General features: G+C 59.7%; 18 protein-coding genes. 10 read left to right on the plus strand and 8 right to left on the minus strand.

Features of this window, described 5'->3' with window-relative positions; translation table 11 throughout:
* Positions 1-50: 50 nt before the first annotated feature.
* Positions 51-1094, minus strand: coding sequence for an o-succinylbenzoate synthase (locus tag HMPREF2999_RS01780; RefSeq protein WP_070674839.1), 1044 nt, complete (start codon positions 1092-1094; stop codon positions 51-53).
* Between the two features lie 293 nt (positions 1095-1387).
* Between HMPREF2999_RS01780 and HMPREF2999_RS01785 the strand changes: the two genes are divergently transcribed.
* From HMPREF2999_RS01785 to HMPREF2999_RS01795, 3 genes are all read left to right on the plus strand, one after another.
* Entirely contained in the window at positions 1388-3070 is a 1683-nt protein-coding gene (locus tag HMPREF2999_RS01785; protein ID WP_070674842.1) for a phosphatase PAP2 family protein, read from the plus strand.
* A 168-nt stretch (positions 3071-3238) separates the two neighbouring features.
* Positions 3239-3616 carry a cupin domain-containing protein gene (locus HMPREF2999_RS01790; protein WP_005504776.1) on the plus strand — a complete coding sequence of 126 codons (378 nt, stop codon included), beginning with the start codon at positions 3239-3241 and terminating at the stop codon, positions 3614-3616.
* A gap of 239 nt (positions 3617-3855) precedes the next feature.
* Positions 3856-4689 carry an oxidoreductase gene (locus HMPREF2999_RS01795; protein WP_070674844.1) on the plus strand — a complete coding sequence of 278 codons (834 nt, stop codon included), beginning with the start codon at positions 3856-3858 and terminating at the stop codon, positions 4687-4689.
* 101 nt (positions 4690-4790) lie between these two features.
* On the opposite strand, the gene HMPREF2999_RS01800 is transcribed toward HMPREF2999_RS01795, so the two are convergent.
* From HMPREF2999_RS01800 to HMPREF2999_RS01810, 3 genes are all read right to left on the minus strand, one after another.
* Positions 4791-5570 carry an amino acid ABC transporter ATP-binding protein gene (locus HMPREF2999_RS01800; RefSeq protein WP_070674848.1) on the minus strand — a complete coding sequence of 260 codons (780 nt, stop codon included), beginning with the start codon at positions 5568-5570 and terminating at the stop codon, positions 4791-4793.
* Positions 5571-5603: 33 nt separating this feature from the next.
* A complete protein-coding gene (locus tag HMPREF2999_RS01805) occupies positions 5604-6407 on the minus strand; it encodes an amino acid ABC transporter permease (protein ID WP_005504788.1) in 804 nt (267 codons plus the stop codon).
* Positions 6408-6554: 147 nt separating this feature from the next.
* Positions 6555-7394, minus strand: a complete 840-nt coding sequence (locus HMPREF2999_RS01810) for an ABC transporter substrate-binding protein (RefSeq protein ID WP_070674851.1) — start codon at positions 7392-7394, stop codon at positions 6555-6557.
* A gap of 255 nt (positions 7395-7649) precedes the next feature.
* Here HMPREF2999_RS01810 and HMPREF2999_RS01815 point away from each other — a divergent pair, with 255 nt between their 5' ends.
* From HMPREF2999_RS01815 to HMPREF2999_RS09255, 4 genes are all read left to right on the plus strand, one after another.
* Positions 7650-8381 carry a demethylmenaquinone methyltransferase gene (locus HMPREF2999_RS01815; protein ID WP_005504795.1) on the plus strand — a complete coding sequence of 244 codons (732 nt, stop codon included), beginning with the start codon at positions 7650-7652 and terminating at the stop codon, positions 8379-8381.
* A gap of 54 nt (positions 8382-8435) precedes the next feature.
* Entirely contained in the window at positions 8436-9497 is a 1062-nt protein-coding gene (locus HMPREF2999_RS01820) for a polyprenyl synthetase family protein (protein ID WP_049353826.1), read from the plus strand.
* Positions 9498-9878: 381 nt separating this feature from the next.
* Entirely contained in the window at positions 9879-11462 is a 1584-nt protein-coding gene (locus tag HMPREF2999_RS01825; RefSeq protein ID WP_049353378.1) for a sodium-dependent transporter, read from the plus strand.
* Positions 11463-11470: 8 nt separating this feature from the next.
* Complete coding sequence (locus HMPREF2999_RS09255) at positions 11471-11614, plus strand: methionine/alanine import family NSS transporter small subunit (protein ID WP_083314071.1); 144 nt, start codon at positions 11471-11473, stop codon at positions 11612-11614.
* A gap of 97 nt (positions 11615-11711) precedes the next feature.
* Here the strand turns inward: HMPREF2999_RS09255 and rarD are convergent, their stop codons facing one another.
* Both rarD and HMPREF2999_RS01835 read right to left on the minus strand, forming a co-directional pair.
* On the minus strand, positions 11712-12683 hold the full coding sequence (rarD, locus tag HMPREF2999_RS01830; protein WP_070674854.1) for an EamA family transporter RarD: 972 nt from the start codon (positions 12681-12683) through the stop codon (positions 11712-11714).
* Positions 12684-12871: 188 nt separating this feature from the next.
* Positions 12872-14209, minus strand: coding sequence for a DUF6882 domain-containing protein (locus tag HMPREF2999_RS01835; protein WP_070674856.1), 1338 nt, complete (start codon positions 14207-14209; stop codon positions 12872-12874).
* Between the two features lie 279 nt (positions 14210-14488).
* Here HMPREF2999_RS01835 and HMPREF2999_RS01840 point away from each other — a divergent pair, with 279 nt between their 5' ends.
* On the plus strand, positions 14489-15823 hold the full coding sequence (locus HMPREF2999_RS01840; protein ID WP_070674859.1) for an SseB family protein: 1335 nt from the start codon (positions 14489-14491) through the stop codon (positions 15821-15823).
* A gap of 131 nt (positions 15824-15954) precedes the next feature.
* Here the strand turns inward: HMPREF2999_RS01840 and HMPREF2999_RS01845 are convergent, their stop codons facing one another.
* Positions 15955-16545 carry a Fur family transcriptional regulator gene (locus HMPREF2999_RS01845; RefSeq protein ID WP_070674862.1) on the minus strand — a complete coding sequence of 197 codons (591 nt, stop codon included), beginning with the start codon at positions 16543-16545 and terminating at the stop codon, positions 15955-15957.
* Positions 16546-16739: 194 nt separating this feature from the next.
* Between HMPREF2999_RS01845 and HMPREF2999_RS01850 the strand changes: the two genes are divergently transcribed.
* Together HMPREF2999_RS01850 and htpX are read left to right on the plus strand one after the other, a co-directional pair.
* Entirely contained in the window at positions 16740-17003 is a 264-nt protein-coding gene (locus HMPREF2999_RS01850) for a hypothetical protein (protein WP_005504804.1), read from the plus strand.
* Positions 17004-17142: 139 nt separating this feature from the next.
* On the plus strand, positions 17143-18027 hold the full coding sequence (gene htpX / locus HMPREF2999_RS01855; RefSeq protein ID WP_070674865.1) for a zinc metalloprotease HtpX: 885 nt from the start codon (positions 17143-17145) through the stop codon (positions 18025-18027).
* A 224-nt stretch (positions 18028-18251) separates the two neighbouring features.
* Here the strand turns inward: htpX and HMPREF2999_RS01860 are convergent.
* Positions 18252-18394: nucleotide-binding YajQ family protein (locus tag HMPREF2999_RS01860; protein ID WP_141757027.1), on the minus strand; the 143-nt coding region annotated here is incomplete at its 5' end.

Below are 18394 nucleotides of genomic sequence, written 5' to 3' on the forward strand. Positions count from 1 at the left end.
CATTCAGTTATGGTTACCCTTCACGGGCGCGACCTTGATAACTGCAGTCTTCACAGTCCGCAGGCGCGTTCCAGAACCCGGTAGCAGGCGGTGACGCGCTCCACCCACCACTGGCGGGTCTGCTTGTCGGTGGCAAGACGCTCCAGGCGCTGCGGGCTGGGGGTGATGGTGCGCAGGTCCATGAACCCGTCGCGGGCGATGAGCGGCTCGTCGGTGACGTCCTCAGCCATGAGGGAGACCGTGCCCAGACCGCACCCGTACCTCAAGGTCGGTAGGGAGGCCGCCAGGGAGGCACCGGTGGCAATGCCCACCGAAGACTCCAGCGCAGAAGACACCACCGCCGGAAGCTGCGCCTGCTCCACCAGCGCGAGCGCACGGCGTACACCGCCCAGCGGCGCCGCCTTAATAACCATGAGGTCCGCGGCGTTCGCGCGCGCCACCTTCAGCGGGTCTTCCGCCTTACGAATCGACTCGTCGGCGGCAATGCGGGCGGGCAGCCCCTCCTTGGCAATGGCAAAGCGGAGCGCAGTCATATCCTCAATGGATGCCACGGGCTGCTCTGCGTAGATAATGCCGTACTCGCAGAGCTTGCGCAGCGCATCAAGGGCACCGGCAAGGGTGTAGCCCATGTTCGCGTCCACCTTCAGGCGCGCATTCGGGAGGGCATCTCGTGCAGCCGCCACGCGGGCAATATCGTCGGCGAGGCTCTGACCCTTCTCAGCCACCTTGATTTTGAGTTCCTGAATCTCACCCTCGTACTTGGTGAGCACCTCCGGCACACGCTCGGCGGGTACCGCGGGCAGGGTCGCGTTCAGCGGGATGCGCGTACGCACCGGCTCCGGGGTGGGCAGCCACGCCGCCTCTAGCGCGCAGGCAAGCCACGCGGCAGACTCCTGCGCACCGTACTCGAGGAAGGGCGCGAACTCGCCCCAGCCGTACGGGCCGCGAATCAGCGCGCTCTGGCGGCTGTTGACCCCGCGGAAGGTGACCGTCATCGGAATTTCGACCGTGAACAGGTTCTCCAGAACCTCCTGTAGCGGCGGCAGGGGAGTGTTCGTGAGGTGAAAACCGTAGCCGAGAGGCGGCACGCTCATACTGGTGTTCAAGGTATCTGCCCTTCTTTGATGCGCTATGAGCTCACCATAACATTCTGGGGGCGGGTGGGTGCGCTCGCACCCTGTCACGCATTCTCTGGAAACTCTCAGGTTATGGTCGAAAAAACTTTAGTTTTTCATAGCTTAACCTGGGATAGTAGGTAGTTATTCGCCCGAGAACTCGGACGGTGCTTCGCATAAACCGGCAGCTTGGGGGCTACCGTTTTGAGGGGCTGGCATCGGCGGGCTCGGGTATCACTAACAGACATGAGGGCGAGAAGGTACAAAGGGTTATGAAGAAGAAAACACCGGCAAATACATCGGGTTCGGAAAACTCCGGTTGGGAGAGCTCCGAAAACCTCGATGCTACCAGTGTGCTTCACCCCGCTGATGTGCATGCGGCCGCTGCTGACAATGCGCCCACTACGGTGTTTTCCTCTGATGAGACTGCGGTGCTCTCTGATTATCAGGACCCGACTCAGGCGCTTTCTGATTATCAGGATCCGACTGCGGTTCTCTCCGATTATCAGGACGCTACCCAGGTGCTCACCTCCCACGAAACGGCTACCCATGCCGCTGCACAGAGTGATGACCGTACGAAAGTCCTGACGGATTACGGTTCATCGCCGGCTAACGAAGCTGCGCCTGTAGGTTCTGCAAACGCGGCTTCTGCGAACGCAGGTTCCGTGAACGCTGAATCGGCGAATACCGAAGTTATTTCTTCGCATCCCGACACCTCAGAGGTTATTGGCGCGACTCGTCCTTTGCCGCGCGCTTACCGTGCCCCCATTAAGATTCCTGAGACGATTCCCTCGCCGCAGGAACGCGCCTCGCAGGGTAACTACAGTGCGGATGAACCGATGCAGGCTACGCGCCGTCTCGATCCGCCGAAGCCTCCGGTGAGCGGTTTCCCGCTGAATAATCAGATGGGTGCGCCTCAGATGGGTGCTCAACAGCCTCTTCCCACGCGTGCGATGCCTCCGCAGCCGGTGGCTTATCCTCCCGAGGCGTATCCTGCCGCCGCCTACCCGAACGGTGCGTATGTTCAGACCGGTCAGGTTCCCGTGGATGCTTCGGGCCGCCCGGTGAATCGTCCCGGCGAAGAGCAGGGGCATCATCTTCCGAGTACCGGTATTTTGATGCGTCACGTGATGGCGTTGCTGTTCTTGGGTCTGTCTCTCTACGGTGCGTTTGTGTTCTTCATTTACACGGCGACCGGCCAGCAGGTTGATGAGCAGGCGTACACCGAGTATGCGCATCAGTTCAAGAGTTACCGCGGTCCGACCCTGACTGCGCTGGATTCTTTACCCACGATTGTTGGTGTGATTGCGGTGCTGGGTCTGATTGCGGTGCTGATTTGGAAGCACCGGTTCCTGCCCTCGCTGATTGGCGTGCTAGTTGGGGCTGCGGCGGTGACGAGCACGTACCTGCTCAAGCACTACCTGATCGTGAAGCCCGACCTGGGTGTTCAGGAGGCGCTGAGCAACTCGGCGCCCAGTGGCCACACGACCTTCGCGGCGGCGGCTGGCGCGGCGCTCTTCCTGGCGGCGCCTCGTTTTTTGCGGCCCACGGTGGCTCTCTGCGCGGCGTTGGCAACCTGCCTGACGGGTGCCTCCACGATTATTAACGGTTGGCATCGCCCGGCGGATGTGGTGACCGCTATTCTGGTCACCGCCATCTGGACGGTCGTGGGTATGGGCGTGTTGCGTTATGTGCGTCCGGCAGATTTTGCGGTGCCGGCGCGCGGTGGTTTGGTGCTGGTGCCGTTGATGACGATTGCAACGCTGTTCCTGTCGTTCTGCGCGGTGATCCTGTATCTGATTGCGATTTTTGCGCCGATTCCCGGTGGTGCGTTTACCGCGGCGACCTGCATGATTATTGCGGTGAGCTTTGGTATGACGGCGTTGATGGTGAACCTGTTGCGTCCGCGTAATAGTAATCGCTCCGCCTATTCGAAGGTGTGGAGTTATCAGTAGACGTTGTTCCCCTCCCTGCTCGGGGTGTTTCAGCTCGGTGTGAGTTGAGGTATTGTCCGGGTGCGGGGAGGGGAATACAATATAAGTAATTTAGTATTTTAAATACCAATAATAGGGAGGGGGTTGCGCACCCCCTTTCACTCACCCCTGAAGAGAAAGGTGCATACCATGGCAGGTACCCATGAAGGCCGCGTCCTCGTATTCCCCCAGCTCACCGAAGCGCTGACCCCCTTTGAAGATAAGCCCCAGGCCCGCAAGATTGTTGATGCCGACGGCGGCAACCTGACCCTCATGGAACTGGCTGCAGGCCAGTCTTGGCACGAGCACCACAGCGTGCACCCCGTCTTCGTGCAGGTGCTCAAGGGCGAGGTGATTTTCCACGTGAAGGACCGCGATATTACCCTGGTACCCGGCAAGCCGATTCACGTGACCGCCAAGCTGCTGCACTCCCTGCGCGCCGTGAAGGACTCCACCTTGCTGGTGACCATGCTGACCGGCGAATCGCACCCCGAACCCAAGGTCAATATTGACGTCGAAGAGGTCTAATCCCCGGCCTCTAAACCCCTGACCCCAAAACCCCCGACCTCAAAACATTAGCTCGCCGCCGCATCTGCGCAGGATGCCGCGGCGAGCTTTTTCTCTGTCCTCCTGCCCTCACATATGCCGGCGAGAATACCCTCAGGCTACGCCCTGAGCTTTCTGCACGCTCGTACACCCCCGCGCGGGCGTACCCTGAGAAGTACACTCCCGCTAACATCACAGGGAGCAACCCGAAAGGATACGCAATGCCCAAGTCACTGCAACGCCCGGTCGTTCTTCTCACCGGCGCCAGCTCCGGTATCGGCTACGACGTGGCGCCGCTACTGGTGCGCTACGGATACACCGTCTACGGTGCCGCCCGCCGCGTTGAGAAGATTGAAGAGCTCGCCTCCGAGGGCGTGAAAGCGCTCAGCCTGGACGTTACCGATGAGGCGTCCATGGAAGCCGCCGTGCAGCAGATTATTGACGCAGAAGGCCGCATTGACGTGCTCATCAACAATGCAGGCTACGGATCCTACGGCGCCATTGAAGACGTCCCCATCGACGAGGCACGCCGCCAGTTCGAGGTGAACCTCTTCGGCCTGGCGCGCCTCACCCAGCTGGTGCTGCCGCATATGCGCGCACGGGGCAGCGGGCGCATCCTGAACATCTCCTCGATGGCGGGGCGTATTACCTCGCCCCTGGGTGCCTGGTACCACGCCACCAAGTACGCCCTCGAGGCGTTCAGCGATGCACTGCGCATGGAAGTTGAAGAGTTCGGTATTGACGTGGTCATTATCGAGCCCGGCGGCATCAAAACCCCCTGGGGACTCATCGCGGCAGACCACCTCGAGGAATCCTCCCGAAACGGCGTCTACGCGGCTCAGGCGCAGCGGGTTGCGGCAAATATGCGTAGGCTCTACTCTCCTTCATCCAATCTCTCGGAGCCCAAGGTTATCTCTAACGCTATTCTGCGAGCCCTGGAGGCGCGCCGCCCCAAGACCCGCTACCTGGTAGGTTTCGGTGCTAAGCCCTCCGTGTTCCTGCATACCGTGCTACCGGACCATCTCTTTGACAAGGTGGCGCGCCGTATCTTCTAGAACCGAAATAGCGGCGAACTAGAGCATTCAAAAGCGGGCGGTGCTGCGCGAAACAGAATGTTTCGTACAGCACCGCCCGCTACGTTTTTCAAGAGCTAGTACTAGTCTACTACGGCGTGGGTCGGATCGAGCACGCGCGCCAAGAAAGCCCGAGTACGTTCGTGCTGGGGGTTGCCAATCACCTGATCGGCGGGGCCCTCCTCCACGACCACGCCATCGGCCATGAAGACGACCTTATCGGCGACCTCGCGGGCGAACGCCATCTCGTGAGTTACCACGATCATGGTCATGCCCTCGTCAGCAAGGTTGCGCATAATGCTCAGAACCTCGCCGACCATCTCCGGGTCGAGTGCACTGGTCGGCTCATCGAAGAGCATCAGGTCCGGGTTCATAGACAGCGCACGCGCAATAGCCACACGCTGCTGCTGACCACCGGACAGCTGAGCCGGGAAGCGGTCTTCCTTGCCTTCCAGACCAACCTTGGCGAGCTGCTCGAGGGCAACCGCCTCCGCCTCAGCCTTGGAACGGCCCAGAACCTTAATCTGAGCGATCGTGCAGTTATCCAGAATGTTCAGGTGGCCGAACAGGTTGAACTGCTGGAACACCATACCCATGTGGGTACGCACGCGGTTAATGTCTACATCCGGGTCGGTGACCTCGGTATCGCCCACCATGATGGTGCCGTCATTCGGCTCCTCCAGCAGGTTCACGCAACGCAGCAGGGTGGACTTACCGGAACCCGAAGGACCGATAAGGCACACGACCTCGCCCGGCTCGACCTGCATGTCAATGCCCTTGAGAACCTGAACCTTGCCGTAAGACTTGTGCAGGTTAGAAATGCGCACCGAGGAGGCGGCCATGGATGAAGTTGAAGCAGTCATAGTATCTTCCGTAATCCGTATTTGTCGTTGCGCTTACTTGCGGCCCGCAAGCTGGGTGCGGCGCTCAAAGTATGCGGAGAGCTGGCCCAGCGGAACAGTGATAATCAGGTAGCACAGACCCGCAACCACCAGGGGAGTCAGGCCCGCGTTAGCGGCGGTCAGGCCCTCACGGCCGAACTTCGCCAGCTCGTACTGAGAAACCGTCACGCCCAGCAGGTACACGAGGGAGGAGTCCTTGGTCAGCAGGATAACCTCGTTGGTCAGCGGGGGTAGAACCACTCGGAACGCCTGGGGAATAATGATCGAAATCATCGCACGAGTGTGGGACATACCCAGGGAGCGTGCCGCCTCCATCTGGCCCTTCGGGATCGCCTGCAGGCCCGCACGCAGAACCTCACTAATGTAAGCAGCCGAAACCATACCCAGGGACAGGGTCACCGGAATCAGGTTATCCACGAAGCGGATCTTGAACGCCAGGGGAATACCGTAACCGAACGCGAAGAAAACCAGCAGCGCCGGGATGCCGCGGAAAAGCTCCACGTACAGGGTCGCAATCCAACGGTAGGGAGCGATAGAGGAAATACGCATCAGCGCCAGCAGCAGACCGCCGGAGAGGCCCACGATGAAGCCCAAGGTGGTGTACAGCAGGGTGTTCTTCAACGCCACGGTGATGACGTCAGGGAACTGCTGAGCCGCAACGTCCAGGTTGAATACCTGCTGGCTGAGGGTCTTCCAGTCAGCCAGAAGAATGGCTGCCAGGGCGATAACTGCCAGAAGGGCGTACTGTGCGTAGCGGAAGAGCTTCTGCTTCTGACGGGGTGAGAGTTTAGAGGACATGCGCTTTCTTATCCGTGTGCTGTTTATCCGTGTGCTGTTCGGTCAAGAGCGTTCTACACGCTCACAAGGGTGAAGGCCGGAGAATCCCCCAACCCAAAAGTAATAAGGGTACTCCTGAATTGGGGGAGAGACTAACCGGCTAGATGCTTAGGAAGCGGAGGAAGAGGCGCTCGCGGAGGTGGAGGAAGTGGCACCAACCCACTTTGCCTTAATCTTGTCGAGTTCGCCGTTTTCCTTGAGCTTGGCGATGGTGGCGTTTGCCTTGGTCAGCAGTGCCTTGTTGTTGGAGGAAACTGCTGCGGCAATCTGCTCGGTGTTCTCGGAATCCTGGTAGGCAATCTTGAAGGAGTCCGGGTCGTTGGTCAGCGCCTCGGACACCACGGAGAGGTTCGCTGCGACTGCCTTGACCTGACCGGTCTTCAGAGCGGAGAACATGAGGGAGGTGTCTTCGTACTGGATGACCTCTGCACCGTTTTCCTTGGCGTAGGTTTCACCGCTGGTTGCCTGCTGCGCACCAACGCTCACGCCCTTCAGGTCTGCGGCGGAGGTGATGGAGGAACCCTTGGGGACCAGGATTGCCAGGTTGTCGTCGAAGTAGACGGTGGTGAATTCCATCTTGCTCTTACGTTCATCGGTCACGCCGATACCCGCCAGGGCGATATCGCACTGACCGGTGGCAAGACCGGTACCGGAGTCCAGACCCTCGAAGCTGATGGAGGTCAGCTGAGCCTTCACGCCCAGGTCGGAGGCGATAGCGTTGGCGATGTCTGCGTCCAGGCCGACGATGGTGCCGTTTTCTTCGTATTCGAAGGGCTTGTAGGGGGTGTTGGTGCAGACGCTGAGGGTGCCGGACTTGACGAGGCTGACCTCGCCGTTGGCGTCGGAGTTCTCGTTGGCGGTGGAGACGCAGCCGGTCAGTGCCAGGGGTAGTACTGCCAGCAGTGCGAGGGGCTTGAGGGATGCCTTCTTGAGGGATGCGGTGTTCATTGGGATGCTCCTGTGTGGGGTGTGCTCTATGAAATCTATGGTCTATTGTGCGCGCCTATGTTAAAAAATGCAAGCATACACATAAATATTCATAAATTTTTGCTGAATATGCATAATTCACACCCCCAAAAACTGAATAAAACCCCGAATTAGCAACTCGAAAACCACTCCGGAACGCACCTTAACGCACCGTGCGACACTACTACGGTTTACCCAACTATCGAATCTAGTAACCTCCATGCCACAATTGAGAGCGTGAACGCAGAGAAGAACACCCGCGCAACCCGCGCAACCCTAGACAAGAAAACCAGCGACATCGCCGCCATGTTCGATACCGTCGCCGAACGCTACGACCTCATGAACGGCATCCTCTCCCTCGGCCAGCACATCTACTGGCGCAAGCAGGCAGTCGCAGCCGTAGACGCGCACCCCGGCCAGAAAGTGCTGGACGTAGCCGCAGGTACAGGCGTCTCCTCCGAACCCTTCGCCGACGCCGGCGTGGATGTCATCGCAGCAGACCTCTCCGAAGGCATGCTCGACGTGGGCCGCCGCCGTCGCCCCGACATGACCTTCGTGCAGGCAGACGTCACCGCCCTACCCTTCGACGACGAAACCTTCGACGCAGTGACCATGTCCTACGGTCTGCGCAACGTCGCAAACTACCCCAAGGCACTGAGCGAAATCTACCGCGTGCTCAAGCCCGGCGGACGCATCGTCATCCTCGAGTTCTCCACCCCGACCTTCGCCCCCTTCGGCGCGGTCTACAAGAACTACATCATGAAGGCGATCCCGCCGATTGCCCGCGCAATCTCCTCCAACCCCGAATCCTACGAATACCTTGCCGAGTCCATCATCACCTGGCCCAACCAGCAGGAACTGGCGCAGAAGTTCAAGGAGGCGGGCTTCACCTCCGTACAGTACCGCAACCTCACCGGCGGCATCGTCGCCATTCACCGCGGTTTCAAGCCTGAAGCACACAACGCATAGATACCGCGTTCACACACCACCGAAGACACCAACACCAAGAAGATAGAAGACACCGTGAGCAACGCAGAGCAGCCCATTGCCGCAACCGACCTGCTGGGAGATCTCGACCTGAAGCTTCCCGCAGGCTTCGAACTCATTGCCGCAGACCCCAAGCTGGGTCCGCAGATTCTTTCCTCCCTCGCGCGTATTGAGGAGCGCCTGGCAGAAGCAATCGCCCAGACCGACCACCTGGCGGACGTAGCATCCCGTCACCTGCTCTCCGCGGGCGGCAAGCGCGTGCGCCCCCTGCTGGCTCTGCTCTGCGCAGCCGTAGACGGCGAAATCAACGACGAGGTTATCGAAGCCGCCGTGGTCGTTGAGCTGACCCACCTGGCAACCCTCTACCATGACGATGTTATGGATGACGCCCCCAAGCGCCGCGGCGTGGACAGCGCCCAGATGATTTGGGGCAACTCCGTCGCAATTCTGACCGGCGACCTGATCTTCTCCCGCGCATCCCTGCTGGTCTCCGAGCTAGGCACCCGCCCCATGAAGATTCAGTCCCAGACCTTCGAACGTCTGGTGCTCGGTCAGCTCTTTGAGACCACCGGCCCCCGCGAGGGTCAGGACCTGCTCGACCACTACATCGCGGTCATTGAGGGTAAGACCGGCTCCCTGATTGCCGCAGCCGGCGAGTACGGCTCCCTGCTTTCGGGCGCTTCCGAAGACGTTATCTCCATGGTCAAGGCGTACGGCGAGCTGGTCGGCGTGGCATTCCAGCTCGCTGACGACGTGATTGACATTGTGAGCGACGGCAAGACCAGTGGTAAGACCCGCGGCACCGACCTGCGCGAGGGCGTGCCCACCCTGCCGACCATCCTGCTGGACCGCGCGGTAGCCGCCGGCGACGAATCTGCTATCAAGGTTCGTGCACTGCTGGATGCCGACCTCAGCTCCGACGAGGCACTGGAAGCCGCTGTGGAGGCGCTCGCCGCCCACCCGGTCACCCAGGAAGCATGGCAGATCGCCTACGACTGGGCGGACCGCGCAATCGCCGCGATTGCTCCGTTGCCCGAGTCCACCGCGAAGGCTGCGCTGGAGTCCTTCGCTCACGCTGTGGTTCACCGCGAGGGCTAAAATACCTCACCACGTAGCGTGTGCGCTGGCGTAAGCGCTGATGCGTCTCATACTTCAAACCCCCGCTGAATCTGACTGGATTCAGCGGGGGTTTTTATGCATTATGGCTAGTCAACGCCGTTTTTCAGGGTGGGTGTGAGCGAGTGCCCTGTCCCGCATAGTTCCGTATGCTGGGGTCTCCTTGACCGCTATATGCCTTTAAGGTAATCCTTATAGGCATGCCTGAGGCGCACATCCACTCTTCAGACGTTTGACGGCTCCCACGCCCACCCCGTGTTGGAGAGCCGTTTACTATTTCTGGACGCGAGCAGAGCCCAAACACCCCGACGGGTTATTCTCGCACCAACCATCCGCGTCCCCACACATTCGAGGTTTACAACTATGGGAGCATCTACCCCTAAGGCGCCCACGAAGCGCGAAGGCTTCTCTAGCCGTCGCGTCTTTATCTTTGCCGCCATCGGTTCTGCTGTTGGTCTGGGCAATATTTGGCGTTTCCCCTACATCGCATTTGATAACGGCGGCGGCGCCTTCATGATTCCCTATATTGTCGCCCTGCTGACCGCCGGTCTGACCTTCCTGTTCTTTGACTACGCGATCGGTCACCGCGCGCGTGCGTCGTCCCCGCTGGCTTTCCGCCGTCTGAACCGTAAGACCGAGTTCATCGGCTGGTGGCACATGGGTATCAACTTCGTGATTGCTATCTACTACGCCGCTATTGTGGCGTGGGCTCTGCGTTACATGGTTTTCTCTTTCACGAATGAGTGGGGCGATAACCCGAAGGCGTTCTTCCAGGGCGAGTTCTTGAAGGTCGCAAAGGATCCCGGCGTCTCCTTGGACTTCAACATGAACATCCTGATTCCCATGGTTCTGGTGTGGGGCGTTCTGCTTGCTGTGATGGCTCTGGGCGTTCAGAAGGGCGTGGGCGCAGCCAACATTATCTTCATCCCGCTGCTGCTGGTCATGTTTGTTGGTTTGGTGATTTACTCGCTGACCCTGCCCGGCGCTGTGGACGGTCTGAACGCTCTGTTCACCCCCAGCTGGGACTCCCTGGCTAACCCGGACGTGTGGGTTGCTGCTTACGGCCAGATTTTCTTCTCGCTGTCCATTGGCTTCGGCATTATGGTCACCTATTCTTCCTACCTGAAGCCTAAGACTGACCTGACCGGTTCTGGTGCTGTGGTTGGTTTCGCGAACTCCGGCTTCGAGCTTCTTGCTGGTATTGGTGTGTTTGCGGCTCTGGGCTTCATGGCTCAGGCTGCTGGCACCCAGGTGAGCGAGGTTGCGACCAGCGGTATTGGTCTGGCGTTCATCGCGTTCCCGACCATTATTTCTCAGGCGCCCGGCGGCGTGCTGATTGGTATCCTCTTCTTCGGTTCCCTGCTTTTTGCTGGTTTCACCTCCCTCATTTCGATTCTTGAGGTGATTATCGCCGGTATTCAGGATAAGTTCGCGACGTCCCGTCTGGCGTCTACCATTCTGGTGATTGTTCCGATGGCTCTGATTTCGCTGCTGCTGATGCCGACCACTACCGGCCTGTACGTGCTGGATATTCTCGATAACTTCGTGAACCTCTTCGGTATTCTGGCTGCCGGCCTGTGCGCCATTATCGTGGTTGCATACGTGGTGCGTGCTCTGCCCGCTCTGGCTGAGCACCTGAACCGCTACTCCTCCATCAAGGTCGGCAAGATCTGGATGGGTCTGCTGGCTGTCGTGACTCCGCTGGTTCTGGGTTACTCTCTGATTCAGAGCGTTATCAAGCTGATTGCAACCCCGTATGAGGGTTACCCTGCGGACCTGCTGGCGATTTTCGGTTGGGGTATGAGCGCACTGCTTCTGGTTGGCGCAATTGTTGTTTCTCTTCTGCCCTGGTCGAAGAAGTCTCGTGCGGCTGAAGAGCCTCCGGCACCTCCGGTGATTTCCGGTCAGGTGGAGCACGGCCACGTTGATTCGACCATTACCCGTTAGGAGCCCTCATGTCTATCTCCGCAATTGTGATGCTCGTTGTGGCAGTCCTGATCATTTGGGGTGGCCTGGGTTTGGCTCTGCTGAACCTGCACCGTCATCCGGATTTGGATGCTCTCGACGATGCTGCTGAAGCTCAGGGTTCTGAGCTTTAGAGTGTGAACGCGACATAAAGTGATGCCCCGCTGGCGTTAGCTGGCGGGGCATCACTGTGTTTTGTGCGGGGCTGTGTTTTATCCGGGTTGGGGAGAGCTACTTGCTCTGTACGTCTTCAGCTTTTACGAGCGGGATCATGCCGGTTTCCGGGTTGGACAGCGCGGAGGCGCGGTAGGAGCGGGAGGCACGCACCGCATCCACGGTGAAAATGATGAGCGCAATCCAGATGAGGCTCAGACCCAGCACCTTATCGGCGCTCATCTGCTCGTGCAGAACGGTCAGCGCCAGAACAAACTGGATGGTCGGGCCCAGGTACTGCACCATGCCAATGACTGATAGCGGTAGAGCCTTGGTAGCCGCCGCAAAGAGCATCAGCGGAACAACGGTAACCACACCGGTGGATGCGAGAAGCCAGAAGTGCCCGGCACCTTCGCTGAAGAGGGTCATTTGTCCCTGAGCATTGAGCACAAAGAGGGTGGCAATGCCGAAGGGCGCCAGAATCAGAGTTTCGAGAGAGAGTGAAACGATGGGGCTCACGTCGTGGGCTACGCGTGCCTTGAGCAGGCCGTAGATGCCGAAGGAGAACGCCAGGCCCAGACCCGTCCAGGGCACCTGACCGTAGATGAGGCTCATCATCAGCACCGCGATACATGAAATTGCGACGGATACCCACTGCGCGGTGCGCAGGCGCTCCTGCAGGAAAATCACGCCCAGCACCACGGAGACCAGCGGGTTAATGAAATATCCCAGGGACGCATCAATCGTGTGACCGCTGGTTGTTGCCATCACGTAGATAAGCCAGTTCGCGCAGATGAGGAACGATGCCGCCGTCAGCACCAGCATGATGCGGCGGTCCTTGAGTGCGCGGCGGAAGTCCGCGGTTGCCCGCACAATCGGTAGTAGCAGGGCGCAGAAAATGAGGGAGAAGACCACTCGCGCCACCACAATCTCAATCGGGCCTGCCGGCGCCATCAGCACAAAATACAGGGGGAGCAGACCCCAAATGATGTAGGTGCCGATGATGGTGATAAACCCGTTACGGGTGGTGTGCTTCTGCGTTTCTGACATGGTTTCGTCTGACCTGATTCTTCGGTTACGTTCTTCTAAGCTATTCATCGGGATGCGCCGGCTGGGTACCCACACAGGTTTCGATGCGCGCACACTACTGTACCCGATACGGGGTGCAGCATACGCTAGGGACGCCGCAGGCGCGGTACCACGAGGATACCGCGCCTGAGGAATGCTGCGTATTCGGTTTAGAGGCCGAAGAAGCGGGAGAAGAAGCCCTTCTTCTTGGGCTGCTCTGCCTCGCGGCGTGCGGCTTCTTCCTGCTCGCGGCGGGCTGCCTCTTCGTGCTCTGCCTGCAGGTCGGGAGCTGCGCCAGCGTTGCGGATGGGCTCCACGTGCTGCTCTTCGTATTCTGCTGCGGGCTGCTCGGCCTCTGCGGGCTGCTCAGCTACAGTCTCAACGGCGACCGGCTCCTCAGCGTACTCTGCGGAAGCCTCAACGGTCTCGTACTCGGGCTGCTCGGCGCCGATGGACTCGTCAGTGTAGACGCGAGCCTGCTCGGTCTCCTCTGCCTCGTACTCGCCGGGCAGGGTCTCCACGGTGACCAAGCCGGGCTCTGCGTACTCTGCCGGCTCCTGATCGAAGGGAGCCTCGTCGGCGGGGTAGAGGTTCTCGGTGCTCTCGACGCCGGGTACCTCGGTCTCTGCGACCGGTGCGTGCTCGGCGATCTCGACCGCGCGCTCAGCTTCGGCCTCGGCACGTGCGGCGGCGCGTTCTGCTGCCTCCTGCTCGCGCTGTGCGTTCTGAGCGGCTGCCTCTGCGGCTGCCACGCGCTCAATCTCGGCGCGCAGTGCGGCGAGGGATTCGCGACGCTGTGCGGCAGCGGCTGCGCACTGCTCCAGAACCTCGGGGCCAACCTGGGGCTCAGCCTGCTCGATGCCGCTGATGCGACCCTCGTCGAACCACAGGCGCAGGGCACCGTCGGTTGCGGTCAGCACGGCGGTTGCCTCGGTGTCCCAGGCGATGTGGAAGCCGCGCTGCTGAGCGTAGGAGTCCACCGCCAGAACCTGGTTGTGGATTTCTTCGCTCTGCAGGGTCTTCGCGATTACGCGACCGATACCCTTGTAGGTCGGGGCCTCGAGGGTCAGCTCGGCACCCTCCAGCAGGGTCCATGCGCGCACGCCAGCGCCCGCGGGCAGCGGGTAGTGTGCGTACAGGCCGCTGATGGTCTTGGTTGCCAGGGTCAGGCGGCGTGCCAGGGACTCGGAGAGGGGCAGCTCGTCGGTGGTCAGTTCGGCCAGGCCGTCACGCTCACCGGTTTCGCGCGCCTGAATAGCAGCGGAAACAACGGAGTCGGGGAAGTAGCCCAGCTGCTGCCAAGACCAAATCCAAGTACCGCGGTTCTCGGATTCGGTGCCCAGCAGGTGCGGCTTGAGCGAAAGCGGGGGAGTGGTCTCAAAATCCAGAGACTGGGAGGTGAAATCCACGTTCCACTCGGAGGTACCCACGAGCTCAGCGAGTCGAGCCTGGTACTCGGTGGAGATAAAAATCGATGCGTCGATAAGGTCCTGCAGAGAATTCGTCATGCTTCAAGATTATCAACCTTTTAGCGTTCACTATGCCGTGTATCCCCGGTTTTGGGGTGCGCTTTAGGCGTATTGGACGTTAAGAGGGTCGAATGGGCCGTCTAGAGAGGTACAGGGGAGAGGTAGAGCATATATCTTTCGGCGTAAACTATCTGCGTTGAGTGCCCGTGTTCGTTAGAATCGAAGAGACGGCTTCTTCCGGCACCCTGTAAGCCGACACTACGACCGAACACGGATGCCTCCAGCCGCGCCGTATTCACACTCAAGGATGTATGAACTATGACTGAACCCCGCCTTGCCGAGACGAGTAGCCGTGCCGCGCGCATCCAGGATGCGCTGAACAACATTGGAAGCTGGCTGCTGGACGTCGTTAGTGTTGACCCCGGCTGGAGCGAAATGGTGCTGGACGTCAAGCCTCTGGCAGGTCAGATTTTCGTGCGTGTGCGTGAATTCCGCGACGGTGAAGAGGTCATCGGCACTATCGGCCCGCTCAAGGACGGCTCGCCCATTATCGCGGAGGTCCGCAAGTTGCAGCGTGCCGCCTACGACGGTAACCGCGGCACCTGGTTCACCGCCTCCATCGTGGTGGCGGCAACCGGCTGGCCGAACCCGCAGTTCAGCGTGGGTGCCTCCTATAACCGTGACGATGAGCCCGCCAGCTGGAAGAATGAAGGCACCCTGACCGCAACTGACGTGCGTGAGCACCTGGCTGAGTTCCCTCGTGATGCTTCGCGTATCCCTCAGTGGGCTCGTGAGCGTATGGAGGGCCGTGCACGCCATTCTGCCGCAGAGTCACTGTCTTCGAGCGAGCATGAGATTCCGAACCCGTACCTGGTTGCTGCCTTGGAGACCTTCCGTAACGATGTGCAGGAGCGAACCCTCATTAACGTGGTCCGCACGATGCTCGGTGGCGACGTTCTGCTCGATGCGACCGGCTCCCTGCTGATTCCTTCTGAAACCGACCTGATGGGCCCCGAGTCGGTGCTGACCCACCAGGTTATTCGCATGCCCGAGACCGGTATGCAGGCGCTGTGCGTGTTCTCCTCCTCCGAGCACATTGGCAAGAGCTACGTGCGTCAGGAGTCCGAGGGCGACGAGCTGATTCTGCGCGAACCGGCGATGAAGGTCTTTATCGATTTCCTCGGCAACGAGGCGCTGGACCTGATTGTGGTTGACCCCGGCACCGACCACGAGTGCTACATTGAGCGCGCTCAGGTGCAGTGGATTATCACTTCTCCCCGCAATGATGGCGCGAAAATGGCGCTGGTGCAGGACAACATGCAGATGCTGCTCGGCTCGCTGGTGTCCCCGGCGTCCGTGCTGCTGGTGGGTGTTGACCCTGCCGACCCGTCCGGTACCTCCTTCGTGTTTGATCCGGATGAGAACGGCAACCCGCAGAGCCTGCTGGTGTTCACCTCGGCCATTGAAATTGCGGCACTGGATCCGCATATTGAGGTGCGTTCGGCGAACGCCCTGGATATTCTGCGTTACGCCCTGGAGATCGGTGCACCGAGCGTGAAGGTGAACGCGATTAACCCCTCCACCGTGCTGAGCGCGGCGCAGATCCGCGAGCTGTTGGAGATTGTGGGCTCTCAGCCCCGTATGGGCGCCTAAGTTCGTGCATTGAATAACAGCTCCTGCATTGAATAACTTAAACCGTTGAGGCGGCGACACGAGTAGTGTCGCCGCCTCAACGGTTTAAAAACGCTCATGACCGAGCCTGCCCGGATTCCCAGGCTATAGGGTTATGCCGCCAGGATGCGTGCTGCTGCTTCCTGCTGGGTGCGGGCGAGTGCCGCCTCCTGCTCGGTCTGGCAGTCTACACATACGCCCTGGTAGAGCACGTCTGCGCTGAAGAGCGCCATACCGTGAAAATCGCTGGGGGTCAGGCAGGGCGCGGAGCCGACCGCGCAGTCCACATCTTCGACCTTGCCGCAACGTACGCAGAAGGCGTGGTGGTGGTTGTCGCCCGTGCGGGTTTCGTAGAGGGCGGGGGTTCCCGGCGGCTCGAACTTACGCAGCAGGTCGATGTCGGTCAGATCGGCAAGAATCACGTAGACCGACTGAACCGTAATGGCGGGGATGCGCTCGCGGACTGCCTGCACGATGGTGTCCGCGGTGGAGTGCGGGTGCTCCTGTACTGCGTGGAGTACGGCGAGGCGCTGCTTGGTGACGCGGCGGCCCCTGGCGCGCAGTCCGGTGGTCCATGCTTCTTCGAGCTGTTCGGGGCTCATTGCGGAGAGCAGGGGCAGGCCGGTGGTGTGGGCGCAACCGGTATTGTGATGGTCTGGGTGCTGGGTCTTCTTCGTATCGGAGGTTGTCTTTGCGTCGGTCATAAGTTTAAGTCTACACATTATTATGAGAAATTCATCATTATTTTATGAAAAACTCATAATAAGCCGGTGGAGCGTCCCTTTCATCCACTCTGTGGCGCCCCTCCTCGTCCCGGTCTCGGGTGTGAAGAGATGCCGTACAATCAAAGAACCTAGAGTAACCCGCACCGGCGATCACCATCAAGGAGGATAGGGTCATGGTGTACGACTTCACAAACCCCATCTACATTCTGCTGATGATTCTGCTCTTTGGCGTGCCCATCGTGACCCCGGTGATTTACGGCCAGTACCGCAGTACTACCACCGGTTTTGACCTGGAGGGTCAGCTGATGCTCGGTCTGCTCTTCATCCTTTTTCTGGGCGCGTATGGCACGATTCTGCTGCTCGGTATTTTTCCGACTGCTACGGCACAGGTGCTGGAGCAGGTGCCCCTGGTGAATATTCCGGGCGCCATTCCCTGATTCTTTTTGCGCTTTTGGCACATGGGTGACGCTCTGGGTGAATCCGCGCTCCAGAAGGTGCACACGCGGGTGCTTGCACGTATTCTATAGAGTCAAGTACACGCTATACGCACTGACCTAATTGTTCAGGAGGATACCCATGCACAGCCATAACAACGGACTGAAAACTGCCCTGTTGATGGGCTCCATGGTGGGCATGATGCTGCTCATCGGTGGCCTGCTTTCGGCGACTTTCCGCACCTCCATTTTCATCTGGGTTATGGGCCTGTTTAGCTTGGGTTCGGTCATCTACACCTACTGGAACTCCGATAAGCTCGCCCTGCGCTCCATGAACGCCTACCCGGTCAGCCGCGAAGAGGTTCCGGTGCTTTACGACATTGTGGAGGAGCTGTCCTCCCGCGCGGGCCAGCCCATGCCCGCCCTCTATGTGGCACCGACCATGACCCCGAATGCGTTTGCAACCGGTCGTAACCCGCAGAATGCAGCCGTGTGCTGTACTGAGGGTATTTTGCAGTTGCTGGATGAGCGCGAGATGCGCGGCGTGCTCGGCCACGAACTGATGCACGTGTACAACCGCGATATCCTCACCTCTTCGGTGGCAGCGGGTATCGCCTCCATCATCGGTACGATTGCGCAGATTCTTTCGTTTGGTGCGATGTTCGGTGGTTCCAGCCGCGATGGTGAACGCTCGAACCCTCTCGCGATGTTTGTGATTGCGCTGCTGGCTCCCATCGCTACGCAGGTTATTCAGATGGCTATTAGCCGCACCCGCGAATTTGATGCCGACGAAGACGGTGCACGTCTGACCGGTGACCCGCTGGCTCTGGCTTCGGCGCTGAACAAGCTGGAGAGCGGTGTGTCCATGTATCCGATGGACCCGAACAACCGCAACACGGAGGCGGCGAGCGCCATGATGATTGCGAACCCCTTCGGTTCGCTGAAGAACATGCTCTCTACTCACCCGCCGATGGACCAGCGTATTGCGCGTCTGCAGCAGCAGGCGCGTGAGATGGGGCAGTACTAAGTCTTTTCTTCGCTGAATCATCCGGGCTCGAATGTGACGTTGTATGAATGCGGTGCTGTACGAATATGACTCAGGGTGACGATTGTGACCCGCGATGACGGGTCGGCAGACAAAAAATCCTCGGGGTGGCTACTGTGGAAGTAGTCGTCCCGAGGATTTTTTGCGCTCGATGGTGCGCGTCGGATGCGACGGGTGCATCCGCCGGCTCCATTGGACCCGAGCGCTTAGCGGTAGTTGACGAACTGGAGGTCGACGTCGAGGTCGGCGGACTTGAGCATGGCGATAACGTCCTGCAGATCGTCGCGAGACTTGGAAGAAACGCGCAGCTCGTCACCCTGGATGGTTGCCTTCACGCCCTTGGGGCCCT

Origin of the sequence: Rothia sp. HMSC066H02 (genome assembly GCF_001814995.1) — a bacterium.
In the GTDB taxonomy this organism is placed as follows: Bacteria; Actinomycetota; Actinomycetes; order Actinomycetales; family Micrococcaceae; genus Rothia; species Rothia mucilaginosa.

What these genes read in the sequence shown, in the direction of transcription:
- HMPREF2999_RS01780 (WP_070674839.1), bottom strand. Translation starts at nt 1,094, where the DNA reads ATGAGCGTGCCGCCTCTCGGCTACGGTTTTCACCTCACGAACACTCCC.
- HMPREF2999_RS01785 (WP_070674842.1), top strand. Translation starts at nt 1,388, where the DNA reads ATGAAGAAGAAAACACCGGCAAATACATCGGGTTCGGAAAACTCCGGT.
- HMPREF2999_RS01790 (WP_005504776.1), top strand. Translation starts at nt 3,239, where the DNA reads ATGGCAGGTACCCATGAAGGCCGCGTCCTCGTATTCCCCCAGCTCACC.
- HMPREF2999_RS01795 (WP_070674844.1), top strand. Translation starts at nt 3,856, where the DNA reads ATGCCCAAGTCACTGCAACGCCCGGTCGTTCTTCTCACCGGCGCCAGC.
- HMPREF2999_RS01800 (WP_070674848.1), bottom strand. Translation starts at nt 5,570, where the DNA reads ATGACTGCTTCAACTTCATCCATGGCCGCCTCCTCGGTGCGCATTTCT.
- HMPREF2999_RS01805 (WP_005504788.1), bottom strand. Translation starts at nt 6,407, where the DNA reads ATGTCCTCTAAACTCTCACCCCGTCAGAAGCAGAAGCTCTTCCGCTAC.
- HMPREF2999_RS01810 (WP_070674851.1), bottom strand. Translation starts at nt 7,394, where the DNA reads ATGAACACCGCATCCCTCAAGAAGGCATCCCTCAAGCCCCTCGCACTG.
- HMPREF2999_RS01825 (WP_049353378.1), top strand. Translation starts at nt 9,879, where the DNA reads ATGGGAGCATCTACCCCTAAGGCGCCCACGAAGCGCGAAGGCTTCTCT.
- HMPREF2999_RS09255 (WP_083314071.1), top strand. Translation starts at nt 11,471, where the DNA reads ATGTCTATCTCCGCAATTGTGATGCTCGTTGTGGCAGTCCTGATCATT.
- rarD (WP_070674854.1), bottom strand. Translation starts at nt 12,683, where the DNA reads ATGTCAGAAACGCAGAAGCACACCACCCGTAACGGGTTTATCACCATC.
- HMPREF2999_RS01835 (WP_070674856.1), bottom strand. Translation starts at nt 14,209, where the DNA reads ATGACGAATTCTCTGCAGGACCTTATCGACGCATCGATTTTTATCTCC.
- HMPREF2999_RS01840 (WP_070674859.1), top strand. Translation starts at nt 14,489, where the DNA reads ATGACTGAACCCCGCCTTGCCGAGACGAGTAGCCGTGCCGCGCGCATC.
- HMPREF2999_RS01845 (WP_070674862.1), bottom strand. Translation starts at nt 16,545, where the DNA reads ATGACCGACGCAAAGACAACCTCCGATACGAAGAAGACCCAGCACCCA.
- HMPREF2999_RS01850 (WP_005504804.1), top strand. Translation starts at nt 16,740, where the DNA reads ATGGTGTACGACTTCACAAACCCCATCTACATTCTGCTGATGATTCTG.
- htpX (WP_070674865.1), top strand. Translation starts at nt 17,143, where the DNA reads ATGCACAGCCATAACAACGGACTGAAAACTGCCCTGTTGATGGGCTCC.